24 protein-coding genes and 1 riboswitch are annotated in these 24937 nt (G+C 72.0%); of the genes, 12 read left to right on the top strand and 12 right to left on the bottom strand.

Annotation, left to right across the window (positions count from 1 at the left end):
* From ABD250_RS06525 to ABD250_RS06510, 4 genes are all read right to left on the bottom strand, one after another.
* A partial coding sequence (locus tag ABD250_RS06525; protein WP_344391375.1) for a solute symporter family protein occupies nt 1-1242 on the bottom strand: 1242 nt, incomplete at its 3' end.
* A complete protein-coding gene (locus ABD250_RS06520; protein ID WP_179524675.1) occupies nt 1242-1532 on the bottom strand; it encodes a DUF485 domain-containing protein in 291 nt (96 codons plus the stop codon). The genes ABD250_RS06525 and ABD250_RS06520, both read right to left, overlap by 1 nt.
* Before the next feature lie 279 nt (nt 1533-1811).
* Nucleotides 1812-3449 carry a VWA domain-containing protein gene (locus ABD250_RS06515; RefSeq protein ID WP_344391373.1) on the bottom strand — a complete coding sequence of 546 codons (1638 nt, stop codon included), beginning with the start codon at nt 3447-3449 and terminating at the stop codon, nt 1812-1814.
* Nucleotides 3450-3558: 109 nt separating this feature from the next.
* Complete coding sequence (locus ABD250_RS06510; protein WP_344391371.1) at nt 3559-4305, bottom strand: enoyl-CoA hydratase; 747 nt, start codon at nt 4303-4305, stop codon at nt 3559-3561.
* A gap of 110 nt (nt 4306-4415) precedes the next feature.
* Between ABD250_RS06510 and ABD250_RS06505 the strand changes: the two genes are divergently transcribed.
* Together ABD250_RS06505 and ABD250_RS06500 are read left to right on the top strand one after the other, a co-directional pair.
* Nucleotides 4416-5942 carry a carboxyl transferase domain-containing protein gene (locus ABD250_RS06505; RefSeq protein ID WP_344391368.1) on the top strand — a complete coding sequence of 509 codons (1527 nt, stop codon included), beginning with the start codon at nt 4416-4418 and terminating at the stop codon, nt 5940-5942.
* A gap of 63 nt (nt 5943-6005) precedes the next feature.
* Complete coding sequence (locus ABD250_RS06500) at nt 6006-7925, top strand: propionyl-CoA synthetase (RefSeq protein ID WP_182659528.1); 1920 nt, start codon at nt 6006-6008, stop codon at nt 7923-7925.
* Between the two features lie 142 nt (nt 7926-8067).
* On the opposite strand, the gene ABD250_RS06495 is transcribed toward ABD250_RS06500, so the two are convergent.
* The 3 genes from ABD250_RS06495 to pdxH all read right to left on the bottom strand — a co-directional run bounded on the left by ABD250_RS06495 (nt 8068) and on the right by pdxH (nt 10567).
* Nucleotides 8068-8424, bottom strand: coding sequence for an FKBP-type peptidyl-prolyl cis-trans isomerase (locus tag ABD250_RS06495; RefSeq protein WP_182658382.1), 357 nt, complete (start codon nt 8422-8424; stop codon nt 8068-8070).
* A 31-nt stretch (nt 8425-8455) separates the two neighbouring features.
* On the bottom strand, nt 8456-9745 hold the full coding sequence (locus ABD250_RS06490) for a citrate synthase (protein ID WP_182658383.1): 1290 nt from the start codon (nt 9743-9745) through the stop codon (nt 8456-8458).
* A 156-nt stretch (nt 9746-9901) separates the two neighbouring features.
* Complete coding sequence (gene pdxH, locus ABD250_RS06485) at nt 9902-10567, bottom strand: pyridoxamine 5'-phosphate oxidase (RefSeq protein ID WP_179524669.1); 666 nt, start codon at nt 10565-10567, stop codon at nt 9902-9904.
* Between the two features lie 89 nt (nt 10568-10656).
* Between pdxH and serC the strand changes: the two genes are divergently transcribed.
* The 3 genes from serC (at nt 10657) to ABD250_RS06470 (ending at nt 13739) form a co-directional block, all read left to right on the top strand.
* Nucleotides 10657-11781 carry a phosphoserine transaminase gene (serC, locus tag ABD250_RS06480; RefSeq protein WP_182658384.1) on the top strand — a complete coding sequence of 375 codons (1125 nt, stop codon included), beginning with the start codon at nt 10657-10659 and terminating at the stop codon, nt 11779-11781.
* 168 nt (nt 11782-11949) lie between these two features.
* The gene (gene sepH / locus ABD250_RS06475) at nt 11950-12834 is read left to right on the top strand and encodes a septation protein SepH (RefSeq protein ID WP_182658385.1); all 885 of its coding nucleotides are present in this window, start codon (nt 11950-11952) and stop codon (nt 12832-12834) included.
* Nucleotides 12835-12842: 8 nt separating this feature from the next.
* Nucleotides 12843-13739 (top strand): DUF6928 family protein, encoded by an 897-nt coding sequence (locus ABD250_RS06470; protein ID WP_182658386.1) that lies wholly within the window; start codon nt 12843-12845, stop codon nt 13737-13739.
* A gap of 13 nt (nt 13740-13752) precedes the next feature.
* On the opposite strand, the gene ABD250_RS06465 is transcribed toward ABD250_RS06470, so the two are convergent.
* Both ABD250_RS06465 and ABD250_RS06460 read right to left on the bottom strand, forming a co-directional pair.
* Complete coding sequence (locus ABD250_RS06465) at nt 13753-14586, bottom strand: RNA methyltransferase (RefSeq protein WP_182658387.1); 834 nt, start codon at nt 14584-14586, stop codon at nt 13753-13755.
* Nucleotides 14587-14598: 12 nt separating this feature from the next.
* A complete protein-coding gene (locus ABD250_RS06460) occupies nt 14599-16068 on the bottom strand; it encodes an NCS2 family permease (protein ID WP_182658388.1) in 1470 nt (489 codons plus the stop codon).
* Between the two features lie 75 nt (nt 16069-16143).
* On the opposite strand from ABD250_RS06460, the gene ABD250_RS06455 reads away from it, so the two are divergent.
* The gene (locus tag ABD250_RS06455; protein WP_179524663.1) at nt 16144-16413 is read left to right on the top strand and encodes a DUF2530 domain-containing protein; all 270 of its coding nucleotides are present in this window, start codon (nt 16144-16146) and stop codon (nt 16411-16413) included.
* Between the two features lie 60 nt (nt 16414-16473).
* On the opposite strand, the gene ABD250_RS06450 is transcribed toward ABD250_RS06455, so the two are convergent.
* Nucleotides 16474-17385: a DUF3027 domain-containing protein gene (locus tag ABD250_RS06450; protein ID WP_344391904.1), complete on the bottom strand. Its 912-nt coding sequence runs from the start codon at nt 17383-17385 to the stop codon at nt 16474-16476.
* Between the two features lie 57 nt (nt 17386-17442).
* On the opposite strand from ABD250_RS06450, the gene ABD250_RS06445 reads away from it, so the two are divergent.
* The 3 genes from ABD250_RS06445 to ABD250_RS06435 are packed head-to-tail and all read left to right on the top strand — an operon-like array spanning nt 17443 to nt 20235.
* Nucleotides 17443-18345 (top strand): glutaminyl-peptide cyclotransferase, encoded by a 903-nt coding sequence (locus ABD250_RS06445; RefSeq protein ID WP_182658878.1) that lies wholly within the window; start codon nt 17443-17445, stop codon nt 18343-18345.
* Nucleotides 18338-19729, top strand: a complete 1392-nt coding sequence (locus tag ABD250_RS06440; RefSeq protein WP_182609791.1) for an MFS transporter — start codon at nt 18338-18340, stop codon at nt 19727-19729. Before ABD250_RS06445 ends, ABD250_RS06440 begins: the two co-directional genes overlap by 8 nt.
* Nucleotides 19726-20235, top strand: coding sequence for a DUF2771 family protein (locus ABD250_RS06435; RefSeq protein WP_182616132.1), 510 nt, complete (start codon nt 19726-19728; stop codon nt 20233-20235). The genes ABD250_RS06440 and ABD250_RS06435 overlap by 4 nt, the downstream gene beginning before the upstream one ends.
* 9 nt (nt 20236-20244) lie before the next feature.
* Here ABD250_RS06435 and ABD250_RS06430 read toward each other — a convergent pair whose 3' ends face one another.
* Nucleotides 20245-20646 carry a cold-shock protein gene (locus ABD250_RS06430; protein WP_179524659.1) on the bottom strand — a complete coding sequence of 134 codons (402 nt, stop codon included), beginning with the start codon at nt 20644-20646 and terminating at the stop codon, nt 20245-20247.
* Nucleotides 20647-20767: 121 nt separating this feature from the next.
* Here ABD250_RS06430 and ABD250_RS06425 point away from each other — a divergent pair, with 121 nt between their 5' ends.
* Complete coding sequence (locus ABD250_RS06425) at nt 20768-21049, top strand: hypothetical protein (protein WP_182616131.1); 282 nt, start codon at nt 20768-20770, stop codon at nt 21047-21049.
* A 178-nt stretch (nt 21050-21227) separates the two neighbouring features.
* A riboswitch (cyclic di-AMP (ydaO/yuaA leader) is annotated at nt 21228-21384 on the top strand.
* Between the two features lie 11 nt (nt 21385-21395).
* A complete protein-coding gene (locus tag ABD250_RS06420) occupies nt 21396-22019 on the top strand; it encodes a transglycosylase family protein (RefSeq protein ID WP_179524657.1) in 624 nt (207 codons plus the stop codon).
* Between the two features lie 140 nt (nt 22020-22159).
* Here ABD250_RS06420 and ABD250_RS06415 read toward each other — a convergent pair whose 3' ends face one another.
* Nucleotides 22160-22357 carry a hypothetical protein gene (locus ABD250_RS06415; protein WP_179524656.1) on the bottom strand — a complete coding sequence of 66 codons (198 nt, stop codon included), beginning with the start codon at nt 22355-22357 and terminating at the stop codon, nt 22160-22162.
* 102 nt (nt 22358-22459) lie between these two features.
* Here ABD250_RS06415 and ABD250_RS06410 point away from each other — a divergent pair, with 102 nt between their 5' ends.
* A complete protein-coding gene (locus tag ABD250_RS06410; RefSeq protein WP_344391355.1) occupies nt 22460-24889 on the top strand; it encodes a helicase-associated domain-containing protein in 2430 nt (809 codons plus the stop codon).
* Nucleotides 24890-24937: the final 48 nt, after the last annotated feature.

Raw genomic sequence — 24937 nt, 5'->3', positions numbered from 1 at the left:
CATGGCGCCGATGCCCATGATGATGGACGCGACACCGATCACCACGACGGTGATCCGGGACACGCGCAGCTGGGCCTTCTCCGTGGCCTTGCCGTGCTTGATCACACCGTTGTAGATGTCGTGGGCGAACGACGCCGAGGCGGTGATCGCCAGGCCCGCGACCACCGCGAGGATCGTCGCGAAGGCCACCGCCGAGATGATGCCGAGGAATATCTCCCCACCCAGCGCGAAGGCCAGCAACGGGGCCGCCGAGTTCACGCCACCCGGCGCCGCCTCGATGACGTCCGATCCCACCATCGCCGCGGCACCGAAGCCGAGGACCAGGGTGAACAGGTAGAAGGACCCGATGAGCGCGATCGCCCAGGTGACCGAGCGACGGGCCTCCTTGGCGGTGGGGACCGTGTAGAAGCGCATCAGCACGTGGGGCAGGCCGTCGGTACCGAAGACCAGGGCGATCGACAGGGAGATGAAGTCGAGCTTGCTGGTCTCGGTGGCGCCGTACTGCAGACCCGGGCTGAGGAGGTCCTTACCCGAGTTGGCGACGGCCTCGCCGAGGAGTGCCGAGAAGTTGCCCCGCGCCGCCACCAGGACGAACAGACACATGATCAGCACGCCACCCACGAGCAGCACGGCCTTGACCATCTGCACGTACGTGGTGCCCTTCATGCCACCGACCAGCACGTAGACGATCATCAGGATCCCGACGGCCGCGACGACGATCGCCTGGCCGGTGGAATCGTTGATGTTGAGCAGCAGGGCGACCAGACCGCCGGCGCCCGCCATCTGGGCGATGAGGTAGAACAGGCAGACCGCGAGAGTCGCCAGGGCGGCGGCCATGCGGACGGGCCGCTGGTTGAGACGGAAGCTCAGCACGTCGGCCATGGTGAACCGACCGGTGTTCCGCATCAGCTCGGCGACGAGCATCAACGCCACCAGCCACGCCACCAGGAAGCCGATGGAGTAGAGGAAGCCGTCGTAACCGTTGATGGCGATGGCACCGGCGATGCCCAGGAACGAGGCCGCCGAGAGGTAGTCGCCGGCGATCGCGAACCCGTTCTGAGGCCCCGTGAAGGTGGAGCCACCGGTGTAGAAGTCCTTGGTCGACTTGGTCGACTTGGACGCCCGCAGCACCAGCGTCATGGTGACGACGATGAAGATGCCGAACACGACCATGTTGAGCAGAGTGGAGCCGACCTGCTCCCCCGGGGTGAGCTCACGGATGTTGATCAGCCAGTCGCCCATCAGGCCACCTCACCTTCCAGCTCGTGGCGGATCGCTTCCGCGCGGGGGTCGATCACCCGGTTGGCGAACCGGATGTACAGGAACGTGATGAGGAACGTGGTGACGAACTGCGCCAGACCGATGATCAGCCCCCAGGTGATGTTCCCGAAGACCCTGGTCGCCATGAAGTCGGTCGCGTAGACCGCCAGTAGCACGTACAGGAAGTACCAGACGAGGAAGGCGATCGTCATGGGGAAGACGAAGGCCCTGAACTTGCTGCGCAACTCCTGGAATTCCGGGCTGGAGTGCATCGCCTCGAAGTCAGCCGCTTCCGGGCTGCGTCGTGACGATCCTCCCACCGGGGGATCAGCTGGCTGGGACACGGAGGTCCTCCGTTTCAGTTCTCTCGAGCCACACCTCTGTAGTGATGCGCCTCACAGACTAGGACTGGAGAAGTGTGACACGGGACACAAGGGTTTGCCGAGGCCAATCCGCCCCGGGGGGCCGACGGAGGCAAACGCGGTGGTGACACCACCCCTATCGGGGGGCGGAGCCACCTCATCCGGGGGGGGTCGGCGCCGGCGTCGGGGTCAGGCACCGCCCCGTCGACCGACGGCGTCGGCGAACACCCGGACGATCTCGTCGGTCGTCTGCGCGACATGACTGCTCCCCCCGGTCACCCGGGCGATCTCGGCCAGGGTCTCCGGGTCGGCGTCGTCGAGCAGGCCGACGGTCACCACGATCACCGGCTCGGACGGGTCGACCATGCCCCGGAGTGCGAGGAGGAAGTCGTCCCGGGTCAGCTCCGACACCGTGTCGTCGGCCCCGTCGGAGATCACGATGATCGAGTTGATCATGTCGGGGTCGTAGCCCGACCGGACCGCCGCGTAGGCGTCGAGCACGGTCCGGTGGAGATCCGTCCCTCCGCCGACCAGCCCGGGGAGCGACGCCAGGGCGCCGGCCAGCGAATCGCGGTGGCTCCCCTCGGGGGTGGGGGCGTCGAGGCGGGTGAGCGGGGCGACCTCGCGGTAGGGGCGCCCGTCCAGACCCGCGTCCCCACCGAAGGCCCACAGGCCGAGGGCGGCGTCGTCAGGGAACCGCGCGAGTCCCGCGTCGGCGGTCTCGACGAGTGTCCGGATCCGGGTGACCCCGGTGTCCGCCATGGCGAACCCCATCGAGCCCGAGGTGTCCACCAGGACGAGTGACCGTCCGGGCATGGCGAGCAGCCGCCATCGCTGGAGTGCCCCGTGCAGGCGGTTCGGGTCGCGGACCACCAGGGCCTCGACCTCCCCGACCCCGGCCCCGCCGGCGAGCGGTGACCTGTCGGCGAGCCGGAACCCGTCCTCGGCGAGGCCGGACGTGAACCCGGGCGAGCCGGTGGCGGCACGCAGTTCCTCGGCCGCTCCGACGACCTCGTCCCTGCGCACCGGATCCTGGGTGGTGACGGCGAGGGGGTACCCGAGGAAGACGGCGCCGGTGCGCGGGGCGGTCAGGACGAGGCCCGCCTCCGGTGCGTCACGTCGGGCCCTCTCGGCGTTCTGCTCGCTCACGATCGCGGTGCCCCCTGCGACCGTCACCCGGTCGAGCAGCTCGCGGGCGGTCGGCGGCACGTCCGCGCGCCCCGCCCGGCCCTGCGCGAGCGCGGCCATGGAGGCGGCGAGCGCCTCCGGGGTCGAGCGCATCGACTCGACCTCGGAGGTCGCCGCGAGGATGGGGGCGTCCGCGATTCCGGACCGGACCGGGTCCCCCATCGCCAGTCCCGGCATCGCGAGCGCGGAGGTCCACGTGGGCATGTCCGGCGCGGGCCCACGCGAGGCGATGATCACCGGGGTCGACGCGATGGAGTTGAGAACTGTCTCGAACGGGATCTGGACGTCCTGGGAGACCTGTGCGAGCCGGATGGCCGAATCGGGGACCCAGATGTCCGGAAGGGCCTGCCGGGCGGCGACCCGAGCGGCCATGTCCGCGGACGAGACCGCCGAGACCTCGTACGAATGACATCCCCCCGCCTCGTCCGCGAGGGTCTCGACATGTGCGAGGATGTCGGGCTCGGCGGCCACGGTGACCTCGGCCGCGTCGACGCAGAACCCTCCCACCCCGGCCCTGGACAGGCCCGCGACCACGACCCCGACCACGAGGACCGCCGCCAGGAGACCCAGCCCCACCTGGACGACCCTGCGCGCCGTCGACCTCTCCCTCTGTGTCGACGCACTGTGCCTGGCGGCCATCCGCGGCTCTCCCCCTGTCAGTCTCCGGTCCCCGGGGCGTATGCCAGTCGCCACGTCGGCGGGATCCGGGCGCTGGAATGGTATCCGTCCGGGCCCGCTGACGGTCAGATCATCTCCCGCGGAACACGGGGGGCCTCTTCTCCTCGCGGGCGGCGCGCGCCTCGGCCATGTCCTCGCTGTGCCAGGCCAGCTGCTGCAGCTCGGTGTGCTCGTCGCGGGGCAGGAGCCGGGCGTCGTCGTCGTTGATCACGGACTTGATGTGCCGGAGGCTGAGCGGGGCGAACCGCGCGATCTCGGCCGCCAGCTCCATCGCGGTGTCCAGGCCGCCGATCTCGTTGGCCAGCCCGATCCGGGCCGCCTCGTCCGCCCCGACCGGACGAGCGGTCATGAGGACCGACCGCGCGTGCCCGCCCCCGACGACGTTGGCGAGCCGCTTGATCGTCCAGTTGTCCAGCGCGAGGCCCACCTTGACGACGGGGACGGCGAACACCGCGCCGGGTGCCACCACGCGGAGGTCGGCGGCCAGGGCGAGCTGGACCCCGGCGCCCACGGCGGGCCCGTTGACGGCCGCGATCACGGGGACCGGCACCGACTCCACCGCCCTGAGCATCCCCGCGTGGGCGTCGTAGAAGTTGAGGTTGTACACGCCGCCGGACAGATCGGCTCCCGCGCAGAAGGCCGTCCCCGCCCCCGTCACGACGATCGCGCGGACCGGGTCCTCGCCCTCTGCCGCGGCACCCGCGGCTTCGATCGCCTCCCGCAGGGCCGTGCACACCTCCGCGTCGAGGGCGTTGCGGGTGCTGTGCCGGTCGATGGTGACGACGGCGACGGAACCGTCCCTGCGTGTGTCGATCATGGCGGCGGGGCCTCCTGGTACGTCGCGGTCCGGTGCGCCGCGGGGGTACTACCCTGCACCCCGCGACCGACGATACCTGCTGGTGAACGCGCTCACCGTACGATGCGTCCATGGCGCGAACCGGAGCTCTGCAGATCCTCGACATGGTCCTCGACGACGGGTCGTTCCGGTCCTGGGACTCCGCTCCGCTGCGCTCGCCCCAGGTCGACTCGGTCCCGGGTTACGAGGCCTCCCTCGAGCGCGCGGCGCGGGACTCCGGGGTGGACGAGTCCGTCATCACCGGCGAAGGACGACTGCTGGGTCGGCGGGTCGTGTTCATCGCCTGCGAGTTCGACTTCCTGGCCGGATCGATCGGCATCGCGGCGGCCGAGCGGATCGTCTCCGCGATCGAGCGCGCCACCGCCGAACGCCTGCCGATCCTGGCCTCCCCGACGTCGGGGGGGACCCGCATGCAGGAGGGCACCATCGCCTTCCTGCAGATGGTCAAGATCTCCGCCGCCGTCGCCGGGCACAAGTCGGCGGGACTGCCCTACCTGGTGTACCTGCGCCATCCGACCACCGGAGGGGTGTTCGCCTCCTGGGGCTCGCTGGGCCACGTCTCCGTCGCCGAACCCCGCGCGCTGATCGGGTTCCTCGGCCCGCGCGTCTACGAGGCGCTCTACGACGCGCCCTTCCCCGAGGGCGTCCAGGTCTCGGAGAACCTCGCCCGCCGCGGGATGATCGACGGCGTGCTCCCTCCCGAGGGGGTCCGCGACCTCACCGCCCGGGCACTGCGTGTGCTCTGTGAGGACCCGCCGTCCGAGGACGAGCCGGCGCCGCCGCACGGTCCCGTCCCCGAGCCGGAGACCGACGACGCCGCACCGCCGGACGCGTGGGACGCCATCGTCCGCTCCCGCCGCGCCGACCGCCCCGGCGCCCGGTCCTTCCTGGAACGTGTCGCCCCGGACCGGGTCCCGCTCTCGGGCACGGGGCAGGGCGAGGACAGCGGGTCCCTGCTGCTGTCCCTCGCCCGGTTCCGGGGCCAGTCGGCCGTCGTGCTGGCCCAGGACCGTGACGCGGAGAACGAGACGAGCCCGCTCGGCCCGTCCGCGCTGCGGTCCGCGCGGCGGGGGATGCGGATCGCCGCCGAGGTCGGGGTCCCACTGGTCCTGCTCATCGACACCCGCGGCGCCGCGTTGTCCCGTGAAGCCGAGGAGGGTGGCCTCGCGGGCGAGATCGCCCGCAGCCTCGCCGATCTGGTGACGCTGCCCACCCCGACCGTCTCGGCGATCCTCGGCCAGGGCACGGGCGGTGCCGCGTTGGCGATGCTCCCGGCCGACCGGGTGTTGTGCGCCCGACACGGGTGGCTCGCCCCGCTCCCACCCGAGGGGGCGAGCGCGATCCTGTACCACGAGACCTCCCGGGCGCCCGAGGTGGCGCGGTCGCAGGGCATCACCTCGGCCGACCTCCTCCGCGCGGGGATCGTGGACGTGGTGGTACCCGAGCGACCCGACGCGGCGGACGAGCCGGACGCCTTCTGCGACCGGCTGGCCGACGCCGTCGCCGCGGCTCTGGTCGAGGTCCGGAGGCGTCCCCCCGAGCGGAGGTACGCGGAGCGGATGTCCCGCTATCGGGACCTCGGCCTGGGACTAGAGTGAAGCGCGTCACAGGCCGTCGGCGCTGATCGGGGGCTTCACTCCCGCACGAGAGGGGCTCACCCGATGTCGGACTCCACGACCTCGTCGACCTACGCCGAGGCCCACCGGCTCTCGATCACCGATCCCGACGCCTTCTGGCTGGAGGCCGCCGGGGGGATCGACTGGACCACTCCCCCCACCACGGCTGTCGACGGCTCACGGCCGCCGTTCTACCGGTGGTTCCCCGACGGTGAGCTCAACACCTCCTACAACTGCATCGACCGTCACGTCGAGGCGGGACGCGGGGATCAGGCCGCGTTCATCTACGACTCGGCGGTGACCGGGGCCAAGGAGACCATCACCTACTCCCGCCTGCTGGGGCAGGTCGAGGCCTTCGCGGGCGCGCTCGCGGCCGAGGGCGTGGGCCGGGGGGACCGGGTCGTCATCTACATGCCGATGGTCCCGCGTGCCGCGGTCGCGATGCTCGCGTGCGCCCGGCTCGGTGCCGTGCACTCCGTGGTGTTCGGGGGGTTCGCCGCGCCGGAGCTGGCCATCCGGATCGACGACGCCCGGCCGAAGGTCGTGGTGACCTCGCCCGGCGGGATCGAGCCCACCCGCAAGGTCCCCTACTTCCCCATGGTCGCCAAGGCCCTGGAACTCACCCGTCACTCCCCGGGCACCGTGATCGTGGCGGGCCGACCGGACCAGTTCCCGGACGAGACCTTCCCCGAGACACCGGGCACCACCTGGATCGACTGGGACCGTGCCGTCGAGGCCTCGGAACCGGCAGCACCGGTCCCCGTCAGGGCGACGGACCCGCTCTACATCCTGTACACCTCCGGGACCACGGGCCTGCCCAAGGGCGTGGTCCGCGACAACGGTGGCCACGCCGTGGCGCTGGCGTGGTCGATGTGGAACGTCTACGGGGTCCGCCCCGGGGAGGTGTGGTGGACGGCCTCGGATGTCGGCTGGGTGGTCGGACACTCCTACATCGTCTACGGGCCCCTATTGGTCGGCGCGACGTCCATCATCTACGAGGGCAAGCCCGTCGGCACCCCGGATGCCGGAGCGTTCTGGCGGGTGATCGCCGAGCACGGGGCCACCGCGCTGTTCACCGCGCCCACGGCCGTCCGCGCCATCCGCAAGGAGGACCCCGAGGGCGGCGAGATCGCCAAGTACGACCTGTCCGCCATGCGCACCCTGTTCTGTGCGGGCGAACGCCTGGACCCGGACACCTACCGGTGGGCCACGGAGAAACTGGGCAAGCCCGTGGTGGACAACTGGTGGCAGACCGAGACGGGCTGGCCCATCGCCTCCAATCTCCGCGGGCTCGAGCCTATGCCGATCAAGGCCGGGTCCCCGACGGTGCCCGTGCCCGGGTACGACCTGCACGTCCTGGACTCCCGGGGCACCCCCCTCCCCGCCGGGGAGGAGGGCAACCTGGCGATCCGGTTGCCGATGGCTCCGGGCACCCTGTCGGGCCTGTGGGACGACGACGAGAGGTTCATCTCCTCGTACATGTCCGTCTTCGACGGGTACTACTCCACCGGGGACGGCGGGTACGTCGACTCCGACGGGTACGTCTACGTGATGGGCCGGACCGACGACGTGATCAACGTCGCCGGACACCGCCTGTCGACGGGCTCCATGGAGGCCGTGATCGCCACCCATCCCGCCGTGGCCGAGGCCGCGGTCATCGGTGTGAAGGACGAGCTCAAGGGCCAGCGGCCGGTCGGCTACGTGGTCCTCAAGTCGGGTCAGGTCCGCGACCCCGAGGAGTTGCGCGCCGAGTTGGTGGCGATGGTCCGCGAGGAGATCGGCGCGGTGGCCACCTTCCGTGACTGCACGGTCGTGCAGGGCCTGCCCAAGACCCGCTCGGGAAAGATCCTGCGCAAGACGATGCGGCAGATCGCGGACGGTCAGGAGAACGTCACCGTCCCGTCGACGATCGAGGACCCGGCCGTGCTCGACGCCCTCGCACCGTTCCTCCGCCAGGAGGGGTAAGGGCGGGCCGGCCCCTCCACCAGGAGGGGTAGGGCGGACCCGCGGTCGCCCGCGCGCCGCGCGCGGGCCGGGCCAGGCGCACACGACGACGCCCCGCCCCCGAGGTGGGGGCGGGGCGTCGGGCGACTCGTCGGCCGCTTCGTCAGGCGTCGAGCAGGTCGATCACGAAGACCAGGGTCTTCCCTCCGAGCGGGTGCAGGGCCGCGGATGTGCCGTAGGCCTTGTCCGGCGGGATGACCAGCTGGCGGCGACCGCCGACCTTCATGCCCGGGATCCCCTCCTGCCAGCCCTGGATGAGGCCGTTGAGGGGGAACGTGATGGACTCGCCGCGATCCCACGAGGAGTCGAACTGCTCGCCGGTCTCGTAGTCGACACCGACGTAGTGGACGGTGACGTTGCCGCCGGCCACCGCCTCGGCGCCGTCCCCCACCGTGAGGTCCTCGCTGTGGAGGTCAGTGGGCGCGGGGCCCGTCGGCCTGTCGATCTCGGGCTTGTCCATGGTGTCTCCTCCTGGAGTCCGGTTCCCGGGCTCAGCGCTGGCTGATCGGGGTGAAGCTCCGCTCGGCCGGGCCGGTGTAGACCTGGCGCGGGCGGTTGATCTTGGTGGACGGATCCTCGCGCATCTCGCGCCAGTGGGCGATCCATCCGGGCATCCGGCCGAGGGCGAACAGGACGGTGAACATCTCGGTGGGGAAACCCATCGCGCGGTAGATGAGGCCCGTGTAGAAGTCCACGTTCGGGTAGAGCTTGCGCTCGACGAAGTAGTCGTCGGCCAGTGCCGTCTCCTCGAGCTTGAGCGCGATCTCGAGGAGGGGGTCGTTGCTCTGCGACAGCAGCGCGTGGGCGTGCTTCTTGGCGATCTGGGCGCGCGGGTCGTAGCTCTTGTAGACGCGGTGACCGAAGCCCATGAGCTTGACGCCGTCGACCTTGTTCTTGACACGGTCCATGTAGTCGGTGGCGTCCCCGCCCTCCGACTCGATCCGCTCGAGCATCTCGAGCACTGCCTGGTTGGCACCGCCGTGCAGCGGCCCGTACAGGGCGTTGATGCCGCCGGTGATCGAGGCGTACAGCGGCGCCTCCGAGGAGCCGACCATGCGGACGGTCGAGGTGGAGCAGTTCTGCTCGTGGTCCGCGTGGAGCACCAGCAGCATGTCGAGGGCGTCGGCGACCTCGTCGGTGACCTCGTAGTCCGGCCCGAAGGTCATGCGGAGGAAGTTGCGGACGTACCCGAGCGACGGATCCGGGTCGAGGGCGCCGTGACCGGAGCGGATGCGCTCGATGGCGGCGGCGAGCGTCGGGCCGCGGCCCAGCAGTCGGGAGGTGGCCAGGTCGACGGCCTTGGGGTCGTCGATGTCCAGGTCGTCCCCGTGCGTTCCGAACAGGCTCACGCCGGCGGAGAAGACGGGCATCGGGTGGGTGTCGCGCGGGAACGCCTGCAGCAACGGCATCATCTGGCCGGGCAGCGCGGTCTCCCCGAGCACCTTCTCGGTGAACTCGGCGAGCTGGGCCTCGGTGGGGTCCTCACCGTAGATGAGCAGGTAGGAGACCTCGAGGAACGAGGCGTTGTCGGCGAGCTGGTCGATCGGGTACCCGCGGTGGCGGAGGATGCCCTCGTTGCCGTCGATGTAGGTGATCGAGGAGGTACACGCGGAGGTGTTGACGAACCCGACGTCCAGCGTGGTCATCCCCGTCTTGGCCAGCAGCGAACCCAGCTGCACCGCGTCGCTTCCGCAGGTCGCCTCCACCACATCGAGTTCGAGCTCACCGCCGGGGTAGGACAGTGTTGCATTGCGGTCCGAACCGTTCGAGCCTGCGGTCACGCGATTCCCTCTCCGACGACTGGTCCCGGCGGCCATGTCCCGCCACGAATGTGCTGTGCCACACCCTACCGTGACGGTCGCCGTCACTTCGAAGCGTGCACCGGTCCGCTCCCCCCGGGCCCCGTCCACCGGGCGGCGTCGGGGCTTCGGCGGGCGTCAGGGCTGCAGTCGCCGGACCGTCCACCCCCCGTCACCCCGGAGGCACTCGACCCGGTCGTGGAACCGGTCCCGGCCCCCCTGCCAGAACTCGACGCGGTCCGGGCGGAGGCGGTACCCACCCCACCTGTCGGGCATCGGGATCTCCTCGACGTCCGCCAGGCGCTTCTCCGCGATCGCGTAGAGCGAGGTCAACTCCTCGACGGACTCCACCGGCTGCGACTGCTCGGACGCCCAGGCCGCCACCTGGGACCCCCTGGGGCGCGTACGCCAGTAGGCGAGGCAGTCCGCCCGGTCCAGCGGTCGGCACTCGCCCTCCACGTGGACCTGCCGTTCCACCACCAACCACGGGAACGTCGCCGACGCGTAGCCGGACTGCGCCAACTGCGCGCCCTTGCGCGAACTCGTCGTCGTGAAGAAGGTCAGACCCCGCTCGTCCGCCCCCTTGCACAGCACCGTCCGGGTCGACGGCCGGCGGTCGGCACCGACGGTGCCGAGCACCATGGCGTTGGGCTCGCGCACCCCCCGGCGCCCGGCCTCGTCCAGCCACGAGGCGAAGAGCGCGACCCAGTCGTCGTGCAGATCGCCCACGTCCAGGCTCGCGTTCAGGCCGTAGCCGACCCGCATCGTGTCGAAGTCGGCCGGTTCGAGTGCGGGATCCTCCATGACCCAGACGCTACTCCGGGCCCGACGCGCCCCCGACTAGGATGGAGCCGATTCGGAAATCCCACCACAAGGAACGGCACCCCAAGAGCATGAGCGATCAGCTGCCCACCATCCCCGCCGACCTCAAGCCCGCGGACGGGCGGTTCGGCTGCGGCCCGTCCAAGGTCCGCCCCGAGCAGATCGAGGCCGTCTCCGCCGCCGCCACCTCGGTGATGGGCACCAGCCACCGCCAGGCGCCGGTGAAGGACGTCGTCGGCCGGGTCCGCGAGGGACTGTCCTCCCTGTTCTCCCTCCCCGACGGCTACGAGGTCGTGGTGGGCAACGGTGGCACCACCGCGTTCTGGGACGCCGCGGCGTTCGGCCTGGTCCGCGAGAAGTCCCTCCACCTGACCTACGGCGAGTTCTCCTCCAAGTTCGCCAAGGTCACCGGCGGCGCGCCCTTCCTCGCCGACCCGATCGTCATCTCCGCCGAGCCCGGGTCGGCTCCCGAGCCCACCTCGGACCCGTCCGTGGACCTCATCGGCTGGGCGCACAACGAGACCTCCACCGGTGTGATGGTCCCCGTGACCCGCCCGGCGGGCTCGGAGAACGCACTCGTCGCCATCGACGCCACCTCCGGAGCCGGCGGGTTGCCCGTCGACATCTCCGACGCCGACGTGTACTACTTCGCGCCGCAGAAGTGCTTCGCCTCCGACGGCGGCCTCTGGGTGTCCATCATGAGCCCGGCCGCCCTCGAGCGCGTGGCCGAGATCGCGGCCACCGACCGTTGGTGCCCGGACTTCCTCTCCCTGCCCACCGCGGTGGACAACTCCTCCAAGAACCAGACCTACAACACCCCGGCCGTGGCCACGCTGCTGATGTTCGCCGACCAGATCGAGTGGATGAACACCCAGGGCGGGCTCGACTGGTGCGTCGCGCGGACCAAGGACTCGTCCTCGCGTCTGTACGACTGGGCCGAGGCCAGCGAGTACGCCACCCCGTTCGTCGCCGAGGCGGCCCACCGCTCTCAGGTCGTCGGCACCATCGATCTCGACGAGAGCATCGATGCCGCGAAGGTGGCCAAGACCCTCCGGGCGGGCGGCATCCTCGACACCGAGCCGTACCGCAAGCTCGGCCGCAACCAGTTGCGCATCGGCATGTTCCCGGCGATCGAGCCGGAGGACGTCACTCGGCTAACCCGCTGCATCGACCACGTGGTGGGCCAGCTCGGCTGACCCCCGACCGCGCGCCGCTCCGGGCGCCCGCCCACGGTTTTTCCGCAGCCCACCCGGCCCGTCACCGCGCCGGGTGGGCTGCGCTGACCTACCATGGGGGGAACGCCCAGGACCCGGGCACGCGCCGTTCCAGCCGCCCACGGGCCCACGAGGAGTCGAGGAGGCGGTATGCGGAAGCTGAGGATCATCGGGGTGGACGCCGACTCGTCCGTGGTCGAGTGTGAGCTCCCGGACTCGGGCGAGACGCTGGCCCTCCCCCTCGACGACCGGTTCCGCGCCGCCGCGCGGGGGGAGTCCGTGCCCCCGGAGGAGTCCCGGCGGGTGCCCGTGACGGGCACGTTACGCCCACGCGAGATCCAGGATCGTATCCGCCACGGCGCCTCCCCCGAGGACGTCGCCGCCGACGCCGGGGTCCCGATGTCCCGGATCGAGGGTTTCGCGGTCCCCGTGCTCCTCGAGCGCGCGAACGCCGCCGATCTCGCCCGCGCGTCGCATCCGGTCCTTCCGGACGGGCCGGCGCTCGACACGCTCGCCGACCGGGTCGAGTCCGCACTCGATCATCGTGGTGTGGACCCGGACGTCGTCGCGTGGGACGCCTGGCGCGACCGTGCCGGCGGGTGGATCGTGCGGACCTCCTGGCCTGCCGGCCTGTCGGACGACGCATCGGCGACCTGGTCGTTCGTCCCCGACTCCCACGGCGGGTCGGCCCGTGCGCTCGACGACGAGGCCCAGCGCATCCTCGACCCATCCCGCGCCACGGCCCTGCGCACCGTCTCGTCCCCTCCCCCGCTCCCCCCGGGCCCTCCTCCGATTCGCTCCGTGCCGACCCCGGTCCGACCCGAGTCGAGGGAACCCGACCCCGCCACGGTGGGGCGGACTCAGCCCCCGGCCGAGCCCGCCCCGGAGTCCGCATCGCCCGCTGCGGTGGGCTCCGTCGACGACCACTTCCTCCAGCACCCGCCGGCCGAACCCGAGCGCCGCACCACCCGCCGGCATCCCACCATGCCCTCCTGGGAGGACGTCCTGCTCGGTGTCCGCGGCAAGGATGACTGAGTCCTGTCATGGGCCACCACGTCGCGACCTTCTGGTACCTGGGCACCGATGACCCGTCCGCCCCCATCAGGTCCGGCCACCCGTCGGACCCCGGTTTCGCCCGGCGTCTGCTCTCCCGCCTCTACCCGACCGTCACCGTCGCCTCGCTGGGAATGTTCCCCCTCAACCGCTCGGCATCGACCGGTCCCGGGGAGGTCTACGTGGGGTCCTACCCCGGGTTGACCGTTCTCCAGACCCAGCTCGAGCAGCCCGTCCTGCCGTCCGCGACCGACGAGACGTGGCTACGCCTCGTCGAGGCACCCACGGTCCTGCTGTTCTCGCACGACCCCGACGACGGGGTCAGCGGGTTCGCCCGCTGGGAATCCGGCCGACTCGTGCGCTCCTTCGCCGGGGCCGACGACCGGATCGTCGAGGACGAGGGCATGCCTCTGCCGTTCGAACGGCCCTACTGGGCGGGTGAGTTCCCCCTGGACTCCGCGGCCGACACCCCGCTAGCGCTCCCCTTCGCGCCGTCGTCGCTACTCCACGCCGCCCACCGCGCCTGGCTGGGGTTCGATCTCTCCCCGGGCGGCCTCGACGTCCCCGTGCACGGGTTCGCCACCGACGGTCGGCGGGAGGTCCGCCAGCGCACCGCGCCCACGGGCGCCGCGGTCCACGTCGTGGGCTCTCCCGGTCGCGCCGAACTCCACGCCGCCACCACACGCGACGTCGGCTCCGGGGCCAGCGGCGGGAGCCCGTCCTCCCCCTACGCCGAGGACGACTACGAACGGGGGCCACTCGTCCCCGCGGTGGCGCGGGCCTCCTCCCCCGTCGCCGGAGCCGTCCGCAGGATCGCCGGGATCGTCGGCGACACCATGCGGCGCGCCGGCGGGGCCATGAATCGTCGTCTGGCGAACCGGCGGTGACACACCGCCACGGTCAGCCGCGCGACCGCTCGTAGAACGCCACCGCTGCGGCCGTGGCCACGTTGAGCGAGTCCGTGCCGGCCGTCATGGGGATCGCCGCCCGGACGTCACACGCCCGCATCGCGTGCTCGGTGAGACCGGGACCCTCCGCGCCCAGGACGAAGGCCACCTTGTCCGCGTCGACGGCCCGGGACAGCGGCACCTCCGCCGACGGGGTCAGCGCCACGGTGCGGAAGCCGCGCGCGGTCAACTGCCCGAGGGAGTGGTGCCAGGTGGTCGGGGTCCCCGGCAGGTGCGCGAACGGCAGCCGCAGGACATGCCCCATGGACACGCGCACCACCCGCCGGTAGAGGGGGTCCCCGGTGGCGGCGCCGAAGAGCACCCCGTCGACGCCGAGCGCCGCGCAGTTGCGGAAGATCGCCCCGAGGTTCTCGGGGTCGTTGACGCCCTCGAGCACCACGAGGGTCCGGGCACCGCCCACGACGGCGTCGACCTCGAGCGGCGTCGGCCGGTCGGCGGCGGCCAGGATGTCGCGGCTGGACCGGAACCCGATCACCTCGCTGAGCACGTCCTTGGTGGTGCGCAGGTACACGGCGCCGTCGGCGCGCTCATCGGCGTCCCAGCCCTCGGCGGTCGCCTCACGCCGCAGTTGCCGCAGGCGCGCGTCGGTCCCCAGCAGGACGTGCGGGCGGAACCGGGACAGCAGCATCCGACCCACCACGTAGGTACCCTCCGCGATCACCAGGCCCCTGCCGCCCGGCAGGTCGGGGCGACGGTCGGAGTGGTTGAGGTCGCGCAGATCGTCCAACCTGGGATCGGCGGGATCGGAGACGTCGACGACGAGCACTGCCCGCGCCGCTCAGGCCAGCAGGTCGGTGATGGGCCCGATCGCGAAGAACACGAGGAACGCCGCCGCGACCACCCACAGCAGCGGGTGCACGGACCGGGCCTTGCCGGTGGCGGTGGCCATCACGACCCAGGCCACGAACCCGATGCCGATGCCGTTGGCGATCGAGTAGGTGAACGGCATGGTGACGATCGTGAGGAAGGCCGGGAGCGCGATCGCGAAGCGCGTGAAGTCGATGTTGACGATCTGCGACATCATGAGTGCGCCGACCACCACGAGCGCGGGGGCCGCCGCCTCCACCGGGACGACCTCGTACAGCGGGGTGAAGAACATCGCGACGAGGAAGAGGGCACCGGTGACGATGTTCGCCAGGCCGGTGCGGGCGCCCTCGGCGATGCCGGTGGCCGACTCGAGGAAGACCGTGTTGGACGACGACGAGGTGAAGCCACCCGCCACGGCACCGACGCCCTCGACCACGAGCGCGGTCTTCATGTTGGGCAGATTGCCCTTTTCGTCCATGAGCCCGGCCTCCTTGCCCAGCCCCGTGAAGGTGCCCATGGCGTCGAAGAAGTTGGCGAGCAGCAGGGTGAAGACGAACAGACCGGCCGCCAGCGGACCGATCCGGACGAACGCGCCGAAGAGATCCACCTGCCCGATGAGGGACAGGTTGGGCAGCCCACCCAGGGTCTCGGGGATCCCCGGGACCGCGAGGTTCCACCCGGTGGGCGAGGGCTCACCGTCGACGAAGGACGGTCCGGCGTTCGCGACGGCCTCGACGATGATGGCCACGACGGTGGTGACCACGATGCCGATGAAGATGCCGCCGCGCACCTGCCGGGCCACGAGCACACCGCACAGCAGGAGCCCGAAGGCGAACACGGCGGTGGGCCACGAGGCGATCGACCCCTCGATCCCCAGTCCCACCGGGACCGTGGTGCCCGCGGCGTCGGGGAGTCGACGCACGAAACCGGAGTCGACGAAGCCGACCATGGCGATGAACAACCCGATGCCCACGGCGATCGCGGCCTTGAGGTCCGAGGGGATGGCGTCGAAGACGGCCTTGCGGAACCCGCTCACCGCCAGGATGACGATGATGATGCCCTCGATGACGATCAGCCCCATGGCCTCGGCCCACGTGACCTGCCTGGCGATGGTGACCGCGACGAGGGAGTTGATCCCCAGGCCGGTCGCGAAGGCGAACGGGTAGCGGGCGATCGCGCCGAACGCCACCGTCATCACCCCCGCGGTGAAGGCGGTGACGGCGGCGATCTCGATGATCGACAGCTGGTTGCCCTCGACGTCGACACCCGAACCGAGGATCAGCGGGTTGAGCACGATGATGTAGGCCATCGCGAATAAGCTGACCAACCCGCCGCGCACCTCGCGGGCCACCGTCGAACCGCGCTCACTGATCTTGAAGTACCGGTCGACGGCCCCGATCCGTACGGGGGACCGCGACGGGGCCCCGGCGCTCTGCGACATCTGGAGACCTTCCTGGCGGTGGGTGAGGAACCGTCATAGAGTAACCGGCCCCCCGCCTGCGGTAGCGTCGCGGTCATGACGGACAGCCCGGCAGAGCCGCAGGTGCCCCGGATCCCGGCCTACCTGCTGGACCCGCGGCCCGTCGTCCTCATCGGGACCCTCGCGTGGACGATCGCCCTCCTGGCCATGATGCTCATGGACGAGGTCGACATGCGAGCGGTGATCCTCTGCGCCGTGGGTGTGGGCGTGGGTGCGGTCGGCACACTCGTCTACGCGCTCCAGCGGCGTGCCGTCCTGCGCGGCAGTGCGGGCGCACAGGGCGGTCTCGACTTCGACCGCATCTGAGCTGTCGGCACCTGAGATGCCTGCGGGATCAGTCCTGACCGGCGGCGGGGGCCGGCGGGATCAGGGCTGGTCGGGACCGCCCGCCGGACCGGCCTGCCCCACCTCGTCGCCCTGCCCCACCTCGTCGCCCTGCTCAGCCGCCCCCCGCGCCCGGGCGGCGGTGGCCGCCAGTTGCTGGGGGAGCACCACCACGTCCACGGCGGCGTCGTCGTACGCCTCGGCCACCGGGGTCGCGGACTCCGTGGCCACCTGTACCTCGCTGTGGGCGCCGCAGCCGTACTGGAGGTGCACCACCTGCCCGTCGGCGGAGTACTCGTTCGCGCACACCCCGAACATCGTGCCGAGGGAGCCGGAGACGGGCACCAGGAAGCCGCAGGACCCGCAGTGGTGCTTGGCACCGCGTGCGATCTCGGTGTCCGGGCCGCGCTCGGCGGCCCATCGGGCGGCGGCGGCCGACCGGCCCTCCCGGCTCAGGTGCCGTGGCCTGCCGAGCCCGACGGGGCCGGCGACCTCGTCGAGTCCGTCGTCCCCTGTGAGGAGCTGTCCCGGGACCAGACGCTCGTCGTCGTCCGCAGGGGGCAGCAAATCACCCGCACCCAGATCGCCCGGGCGGATCCTCTTCTCCCACGGCACCCACTCCGGGGCCACCACCGAGTCGGGACCGGGGAGGAGCGAGATCTCGTCGACCGTCAGCTCGCCACCGGGGACCAGCGCCAGGACGCAGGCCCAGTACCACCCGCGGTATCCGGGGAGGTCCGAGGCGAACCGGTGCGTCGTGGTGAACGGCGCCTCGACCACGGACCCGCGGTGCTCTCCCACGCCGTCGGCCGCGAACTCCTCCACGGCGGCACGCGCCACGTCCACGCCCGAGGCCAGTCTCTCGCGCAGGGCCTCGTTGAAGCCCGAGGCCTGATCGGTGCTCACGGGGTCCGCCTCCTGATCCGTGCCTACCTCGGTGTTCACCCGACCCATTATGCGCGTCATCGCGACAGCGTCGCGGTCCGGCCCGTAGTACGGCATCCTTGACGCATGCGCAGCGTCCTCGGCACCCTCGGCCCTCTCGCGGTCTCCCTCTCACTCGTCGGCGCCGTCGCGGCGTGTACCGCGACCGGTTCCGACGACGCCGGGAGCGCCACGTCCCCCGGCGCCTCCCTCGCGTCGTCGAGCATGCCCTCCGGCTCCGGTTCCGGGTCCGGCGACGCGGCCGGCGGACAGGTGCCGGTGGGCCCGGCCGAGCCCCGGCCCGTACGGGGTTCGGTCGAGGTCGTCCGGACCCTGCCGCACGATCCTGAGTTGTTCACCCAGGGTCTGCAGGTGGTGGGCGACGAGATCTACGAGTCGACGGGTGAGTTCACCCGCTCGCAGGTGCAGCGCCGCCCGCTCGCCGGCGGCCCGCCCACCGTCTCCGTGCGGATGGCGGACGACGAGTTCGGCGAGGGCCTGGCCGTCACCCCGGACACCCTCTGGACCCTGACCTGGACCAACGGGATCGCCCACAACCGGGACCCCCGGACCCTCGAGGTGCGCTCCGAGGTGCCGTACGTGGGCGAGGGCTGGGGCCTGTGTCACGACGGCGAACGGCTGATCATGAGCAACGGCTCCGACCAGCTGACCTTCCGCGACCCCGTCACCTTCGAGCCCACCGGCACGGTCTCGGTGACCTCGGGGGGCACACCCGTGGTCCGGATCAACGAACTCGAGTGCGCGGACGGCACCGTCCTCGCCAACGTCTGGATGACGGACGAGGTCATCCGCATCGACCCCGCCACCGGCGCGGTCACCGCCATCTACGACGCCTCGGCGCTCGAGCGACCCCGGCCGGCCAGCCGGGAGGCGGTTCTCAACGGGATCGCCGCGCTCCCCGGTTCGGAGAACGTGCTGCTCACAGGGAAGTTGTGGCCGACGATGTACGAGGTGCGCCTCATTGGCTGACCGCTCCCCCGGGCCGACCCGTCGAGCCGCGGCCACCGTCGGCCGGGGCGTCCGGCGGGTCTTCCACGCCGACGGGGCCGACAGATCGGGCCTGTCGCAGCTGAGTTACGTCACCGTCGCCAACTTCGCGTGCGACGCGATCCTCGCCGTCGCCCTGGCCAACACGTTGTTCTTCTCCGCCGCCACCGCCGAGTCGCGGAGCAACGTGGCCCTGTACCTCCTCGTCACGGTCGCCCCGTTCGCGCTGATCGCCCCGGTGATCGGACCGGCCCTCGACCGGCTGCGGAGCGGGCGGCGCCTCACGGTGTCGTTGACCTTCACCCTGCGGGCGGTGCTCGCGGTGATCCTCGCGCTCAACTTCGACTCCTGGCTGCTGTATCCCCTCGCGCTGGGGATGCTCGTGCTGTCCAAGACCTTCGGCGTGGTCAAGGCGTCGATCACCCCGCACGTCCTGCCGCCGGCGCTCGACCTGGTCCGGACGAACTCCCGGCTGACGGTGCTCGGCCACGTGGGCGGGTCGTTGATCGCAGGGGCCCTCGCCGGAGCCGTGTCGTGGGTGTGGGGCTCCGACGCGGCCCTGTGGCTGCTCGCCGCGGTGGCGCTGGTGACGGCGTACATCGCGATGACCATCCCCGCACACGCCGAGGCCTCGCTCGACGAGGAGTCGGCGACCCTGCGCGTGGACCGGGGCCGCCCGCTCGTCAGCGGGCTCAAGGCCGTTCTCACCCGGCCGCTGGGCCGTCAGGTCCTGGCCAACCTCTGGGCCGTGTCGATGGTCCGGTTCATGACCGGCTTCCTCACCCTGTTCCTCGCGTTCGTGGCCAAGGCCCAGGAGAACGCCACCGCGGCGGAACAGGCCGGGATGCTCGCGATCGCCGGTGCGGCGGGAGGACTCGGCACCTTCGTGGGGAATGCCGTGGGCGCCCGTCTCCCCCTGGGCCGACCGGGCAGGATCACCACGACGGCGGCGGGCGCAGCGCTGTCGGCGGCGGTGGTCGCGGCGTTCCTCGGCAACATCTGGGCGGCGGCCCCCCTCGCACTGGTGGCGGCGGTGTGCAGCGCGCTCGGCAAGGTGGCGCTCGACGCGTCGATCCAGACGGACATCCCCGACTCCGCACGGTCCTCCGCGTTCGGCCGGTCCGAGACGGCGCTACAACTGGCGTGGGTCGCGGGCGGTGCGCTGGGGGTCCTCCTCCCGCCGGACTTCACTGTGGGCTTCAGCGTGATCTCGGTCGTGGGCGCCCTGCTGTTCGGCCAGTCGCTCCTGACCGCGCGCGGGTCCACCCTGGTACCGGGGCTCGGCGGCAACCGACCCAGGTTCCCCGGAGCGCCACGTGACCCCCGTGCATTCGGCGCGCGCCTGCTCGGCAGAATGGAGGAGTGAGCTCTTACAGCGATGCCCCCGCGTCCGGCACCCGCGTCCGCCCAGTCACCTGGGCGATCCTGGCGTGGGTGATCATCATGGTCGCCGCGATCGTCGGAGCGTGGCAGGGCTCCGCCTCACGTCACGGGGCGGTGCCGGCGATCACCGTCGCCACCGACCGCGACCACGTGGAGGTACTGCCGTTCGCCGCGACGGACCTCGACGGCACGAGCTACACCAACCCGGTGGGTGAGTTCACGGTCACCGGTGAACACACCCTCACGGTGCGGCTGCCGGTGGAACTGCGCCGCGCCACGCTCGACGTCTACGAGATCCGCGCGGACGGGTTCCGCGAATACACCCTCGAACCCGACGGCCCCGGCGAACTACTCATCCCGGTCACCCTCCCTGACGAGGGACGGATCGAAGGACTGGCGCTCCGCGCGGTCGCCCTGGTCTACGCGGCGGACGGCTCCGAGACGATCCTCAGCGGCGAGTGGTCCGTCGGGATCACCTACGCGGACTGAGCCGGCGGGTCACGCGTCCAGTTCGCGGGCGACGGCGCGGAGCACCGACGCCACGCGACCCGACACCTTGTGGTCGGGACGGTGGCCGCGCCGCAACTCGGGTTGGACGGTCGTCTCGAGGACCTTGATCATGTCCTCGACCATCCCGTGCAGCTCATCGGGCGAGTGCCGTGGGCCGCCGCGGGGGGCACGGTCCTGCACGACGGTGGGCTCCTCGTGGACGACCACCCGCAGAGCCTGAGGGCCACGCCGACCGGAGACCATGTCGAACTCCACGCGCTGGCGGGGCCGTAGCGTGTCCACCCCGTCGGGGAGCGCGTCCGACCGGACGTAGACGTCCTCCCCGCCCTCGTGGGACAGGAAACCGAAACCCTTCTCCGCGTCGTACCACTTGACCCTGCCACTGGGCACCGCGAACCACCTCTCCACACGATCGCGCACACGTGCGACCGACATCCACCACGAATGACTCGAGACTACCCTCGCCGAGGCGGTGGCCCGGCGCCCCCGCCGGGCCGGTAGCCTCCCCCGTGTGACCTCCGACGCCCGACCCCCAGCCGACGACCCCGACCCCTGGGCACCCCACGCGGCCGAGCCCGCCCCGGTCCGGCCCAGACGCCGCGGCCTGTTCATCGCGGCGCTGGTCGTCTTCGCCGTCGGTGTGGTGTTCACCGTCCTCGCCGCACTGACCCCGTTCGTCCTGGATCGGGACGCGCCGACCTTCCTGTACCTCGGCGCGATGGTGTTCACCCCGGTCGGGTTCCTCCTGGGGCTGCTGTACGCGATTCTCGGCTCCCGGCCGCCCAGGGTGTGACGGAACCCACCCTCTGGCGAAGTTCCAGGTAACAAGCCGATAACGTCACCTCCCGCCCTCCTGTGTGACCTGGTTTTATCTCAGAATGGTGACGATCCGGCATCAAGCCGCTACTGTTCGGGGCAGACTCGTCAGCGAGTTGGCATCGGACGCACCACCGAACCCCGCCCTGCGGCCGATGCGACATTGACCGTTACCGGGCGGGGACGGGGGACCCGATCAGGGCCCACCTCGGGCCGGCGACCACAGGTCGCCTTGGGGTCAAGCCGCCGCAGGCGGCCGGGCGCACCCGTCCGAACCCGACAGCTCACCCCGTAGGCACAGAGTGAAAAGGACTGACGCGTATATGACCTCGAACACCGGACGCCACCGCGCTGCCGCCACCGCCTCCGCGCCCAGGACGGCGGTGAAGGTCGTCCTCGCGGGCACCGCGTTCTCCGCCGCGGGGCTCGCCCTCGCCCCGGCCGCCAACGCGGCCCCGGACTCCGACTGGGACCGTCTGGCCCAGTGTGAGGCCGGCGGCAACTGGGGGATCAACACGGGCAACGGCTACCACGGCGGGCTGCAGTTCTCGCCGAGCACCTGGGCGGCCTACGGCGGCACCCAGTACGCGCCGACCGCCAACCAGGCGACCCGCGAGCAGCAGATCGCCATCGCCGAGAAGACCCTCGCCGGTCAGGGCTGGGGAGCATGGCCCGCCTGCTCCGCCAAGCTCGGCCTGAACTCCGCCCCGACGCCCCGCGACGTGGCCCAGCCCGCCCCCGCGCCGGCCGCCCCGGTCGCGCCGGCCGCTCCGGAGGCCGTCTCGGCCGCCGAGCACGTCGCGACGCTCACCGCGTTCGCCGAGGGTCGCGGTCTCGCGCTGCCGATCACGGACGGATACCAGGCCAACAAGGATCTCGTCGACGCCGCCTACGCCGAGAACCAGACCGCCGTGGACGGGTTCTTCGCCACCTACCTGGCCAACTGACCCCGGTCGACCCGAACGCGAGAACGGGCCGCCACTCCCTGAAGGGGGTGGCGGCCCGTTCTCGCGTCTACACCGTGCGAGCTACACCGTGCGAGCTACACCGTGCGAGCTACACCGTGTGCCCACGGCGTGCGGGGAGGTCAGCGCGTCGGCACGGACGTGTTGACCACGGTCTCCGGGTGGACGTAGTTCAGGCGCTCCTGCGGCAGGGGGAAGATCTCCTGCCCGAAGGGCGACAGCCCCCCCGCCACGAGCGCAGCTAGTTCGGTCACCGGGTGCTCGCCGAACGAGTCGTCGGGCCATCCCGGGTTGTCGTAGGTCAGTTTCTTGGCAGCCACGTGGTCAGTCTCTCACCTCGAGCCCGATCCGTCAGCAACCGGGTCGGATACCCCCGCCGCCGATACTCACCGCCGGCCGGATCTCACTAGGCTGGTACGGATATGTCGACCTCGCGCACCACGCCCCGACACCCCACCAGCGGTGAACCCGACTTCCCCGCCTGGCTGGCCGGCCTGTCCGACGACACCCTGGTGCGACTGTGCGAGCTGCGCGCGGACGTGGCCTCCCCTCCACCGGCCTCGCTCGGCGTGCTCGCCTCCCGCCTGCGGTTGCCGGCGTCGACAGCGCGCGCGATGGGCACCCTGACGTGGCCCGACCTCCTCGTGCTGGCCACCGCCGCCGCGCTCGGGGCCGATTCCGGCCCGGTGCCGATCGGTGCGGTGTCGGGCCGCCTCGGTGTCGACGACGACGACCCGGCGTTCCGCGCGGCCGTGGACACCCTCCGGGATCTCGCACTGTTCTGGGGCGACCCGGCCCACGCCCGGATCGTCCCGGTCACCGGGGCCGCCGTCGACGCGGCGCCCGTCGAGGCCCCCGTACCCGGGGAACCCGTCGGAGCCCACCTCGACACCGCCTGGAGTGGCCTGTCCGACCGTGCACTGGGCGTCCTCGGCGCCGTCGCCCGCGGCCGTACGCCGGTCGGAGCCCTCGGACCCGCCGCGTCCGAGACCGTCCGCGCGGCGGCCGGGGAACTGGCGGACGCCGGGTTGGCCTCGGTCACCGGGACCGCCGGGGGCGAGGTGGTGGTGCCCCGCGCCCACGCCCTGGACCGGGCCCGGCACGGAGCCCGTCCGAGCGGCTCGTCCCTCCTCGACGTGCCCGAGTGGTCGGCGCCCGGCACGTCGGCGCCCGGTACGTCGGCGCCCGGCACGTCGGCGAGTGGGCCCGGATCCGCGGGCGTCCCGACCGGGCGGAGAGCCGCCGCCAGGAGCGCCGCCGAGAGGAACGCCGCGGAGACGGCCGACGCCTCCGGGGGTGTGGCGGCGCTCGACCTCCTCCACAGGTGCGACGCCCTCCTCGCGGCGCTGTCCCGCCACCCGGCCGCCACCCTCAAGGCCGGCGGGGTGGGCGTGCGGGAACTCCGTCGTGTCGCCCGGGCCGCCGGCGTCGACGAGCCCGAGGTCCCGCTGCTGCTGGAGGTCCTCGCGGCCGCCGGCCTGATCGCCGTCGGCGACACCGACGTCGGCGAGACCGGTTTCGACTCGGTGTGGGCGCCCACGGAGGCCGCGGACGTGTGGTCCTCACGGGATCGCGCGCGTCGCTGGGCCGAACTCGTCCTGGCCTGGTGGTCGATGCCCCGTGCTCCGTGGCGGGTCGGTTCCGAGATCGAGGGCGGGGGCACGGTCCCCGCCCTCGGCGATCCGGTGGGCCCGCCCGCGGCGGGCGAGCGCGACCGGGTCCTGCGCGCCCTGTGCCGGCTCGACCCCGGGGCCGAGCCCGGTGACGACCTGCTGCCGGAGGTCGTCCGGTGGTTCTCGCCGGTGTGGTTCGCGCGGGCCGGGTCACGGACCTGCACACAGACCGTCGGCGAGGCGCGTCGGCTGGGCCTCGTGGTGGGGACCACCGCCACCAGCGCGGCCAGGATCCTGGTCTCCGTCCCCCCCGCCGCCGGTCCCCCCTCGGCCGACGAGCTCGAGCCGGTCCTGAGGGCGGCGCTCCCCGAACCCGTCTCCGAGGTGATCGTCCAGGCCGACCTCACCATCCTCGCCCCCGGGCCGCTCGTCCCGGAGCTCGCGGCGGACTTCGCGTTGCTCGCCGACGTCGAGTCCGCGGGGGCCGCCACCACCTACCGCGTGACCGAGACCTCCCTGCGCCGGGCGCTGGACTCGGGACGTACCGCCGCCGGGATCAGGGACCTGCTCGCCCGGACCTCGATCACCCCGGTCCCGCAGTCCCTGGACTACCTCATCGAGGACGTCGCACGGAGGCACGGCCGACTCCGGGCGGGGGCCGCGCTGTCGTTCCTCCGCTGTGACGACCCGTCGCTTGTGGCCCAGGTCCTGGGCTCCCCGGTGGCGGAGAGTTGCGCCCTGCGGTCCGTCGCCCCGACCGTCCTCATCTCCCAGGCCCGTCCGTTGGATCTCGTCGAGGCCCTCCGGGAGCACGGGTACGCGCCCGTCGTCGAGGACACCTCCGGCGCCGTCGTCGCACTCACCCGCCCGGTGGCCCGGGTCCGGGCCACCTCCCCCGGCCGCACCCCCCGGGTCCCGACGCGTACCGCCACCACCGGCGAGCTCCGTGCGGCGATCACGGCGATGCGCTCGGCCGACCGCGTGCGGTCGGCGCGCGGTTCCTCGGGTGACGGGTACACGGGTCAGGCCGCCATCGCCCGCCTGCACGAGGCCGCGGGGTCGGGCACCGCGGTCACGGTCTCCGTGGTCGACGCGCAGGGCCGCTCGACGTCGCGACTCGTCATCCCCGTCTCCGTCGCGGGGGGCCGGATCGAAGGGGTGGAACCCGATTCCGCCGAGGCCGTGACCCTGCCGTTGCACCGCGTGATCTCGGTGGCCGATGTGGACCCCACCCGCTGACCCCACCCGCCGGCCCGACCCTCCGTCGCGATTTCCGGGACACTGGAG

Origin of the sequence: Dietzia cercidiphylli (assembly GCF_039531545.1) — a bacterium.
GTDB lineage: Bacteria > Actinomycetota > Actinomycetes > Mycobacteriales > Mycobacteriaceae > Dietzia > Dietzia natronolimnaea.
This window is presented reverse-complemented; position numbering and strand designations above follow the sequence as displayed.

Bases quoted from the DNA above. Each gene is read 5' to 3' on its own strand.
- ABD250_RS06520 (WP_179524675.1), bottom strand. From the start codon at position 1,532: ATGCACTCCAGCCCGGAATTCCAGGAGTTGCGCAGCAAGTTCAGGGCC.
- ABD250_RS06515 (WP_344391373.1), bottom strand. From the start codon at position 3,449: ATGGCCGCCAGGCACAGTGCGTCGACACAGAGGGAGAGGTCGACGGCG.
- ABD250_RS06510 (WP_344391371.1), bottom strand. From the start codon at position 4,305: ATGATCGACACACGCAGGGACGGTTCCGTCGCCGTCGTCACCATCGAC.
- ABD250_RS06505 (WP_344391368.1), top strand. From the start codon at position 4,416: ATGGCGCGAACCGGAGCTCTGCAGATCCTCGACATGGTCCTCGACGAC.
- ABD250_RS06500 (WP_182659528.1), top strand. From the start codon at position 6,006: ATGTCGGACTCCACGACCTCGTCGACCTACGCCGAGGCCCACCGGCTC.
- ABD250_RS06495 (WP_182658382.1), bottom strand. From the start codon at position 8,424: ATGGACAAGCCCGAGATCGACAGGCCGACGGGCCCCGCGCCCACTGAC.
- pdxH (WP_179524669.1), bottom strand. From the start codon at position 10,567: ATGGAGGATCCCGCACTCGAACCGGCCGACTTCGACACGATGCGGGTC.
- serC (WP_182658384.1), top strand. From the start codon at position 10,657: ATGAGCGATCAGCTGCCCACCATCCCCGCCGACCTCAAGCCCGCGGAC.
- sepH (WP_182658385.1), top strand. From the start codon at position 11,950: ATGCGGAAGCTGAGGATCATCGGGGTGGACGCCGACTCGTCCGTGGTC.
- ABD250_RS06470 (WP_182658386.1), top strand. From the start codon at position 12,843: ATGGGCCACCACGTCGCGACCTTCTGGTACCTGGGCACCGATGACCCG.
- ABD250_RS06460 (WP_182658388.1), bottom strand. From the start codon at position 16,068: ATGTCGCAGAGCGCCGGGGCCCCGTCGCGGTCCCCCGTACGGATCGGG.
- ABD250_RS06455 (WP_179524663.1), top strand. From the start codon at position 16,144: ATGACGGACAGCCCGGCAGAGCCGCAGGTGCCCCGGATCCCGGCCTAC.
- ABD250_RS06450 (WP_344391904.1), bottom strand. From the start codon at position 17,385: ATGGGTCGGGTGAACACCGAGGTAGGCACGGATCAGGAGGCGGACCCC.
- ABD250_RS06445 (WP_182658878.1), top strand. From the start codon at position 17,443: ATGCGCAGCGTCCTCGGCACCCTCGGCCCTCTCGCGGTCTCCCTCTCA.
- ABD250_RS06420 (WP_179524657.1), top strand. From the start codon at position 21,396: ATGACCTCGAACACCGGACGCCACCGCGCTGCCGCCACCGCCTCCGCG.
- ABD250_RS06410 (WP_344391355.1), top strand. From the start codon at position 22,460: ATGTCGACCTCGCGCACCACGCCCCGACACCCCACCAGCGGTGAACCC.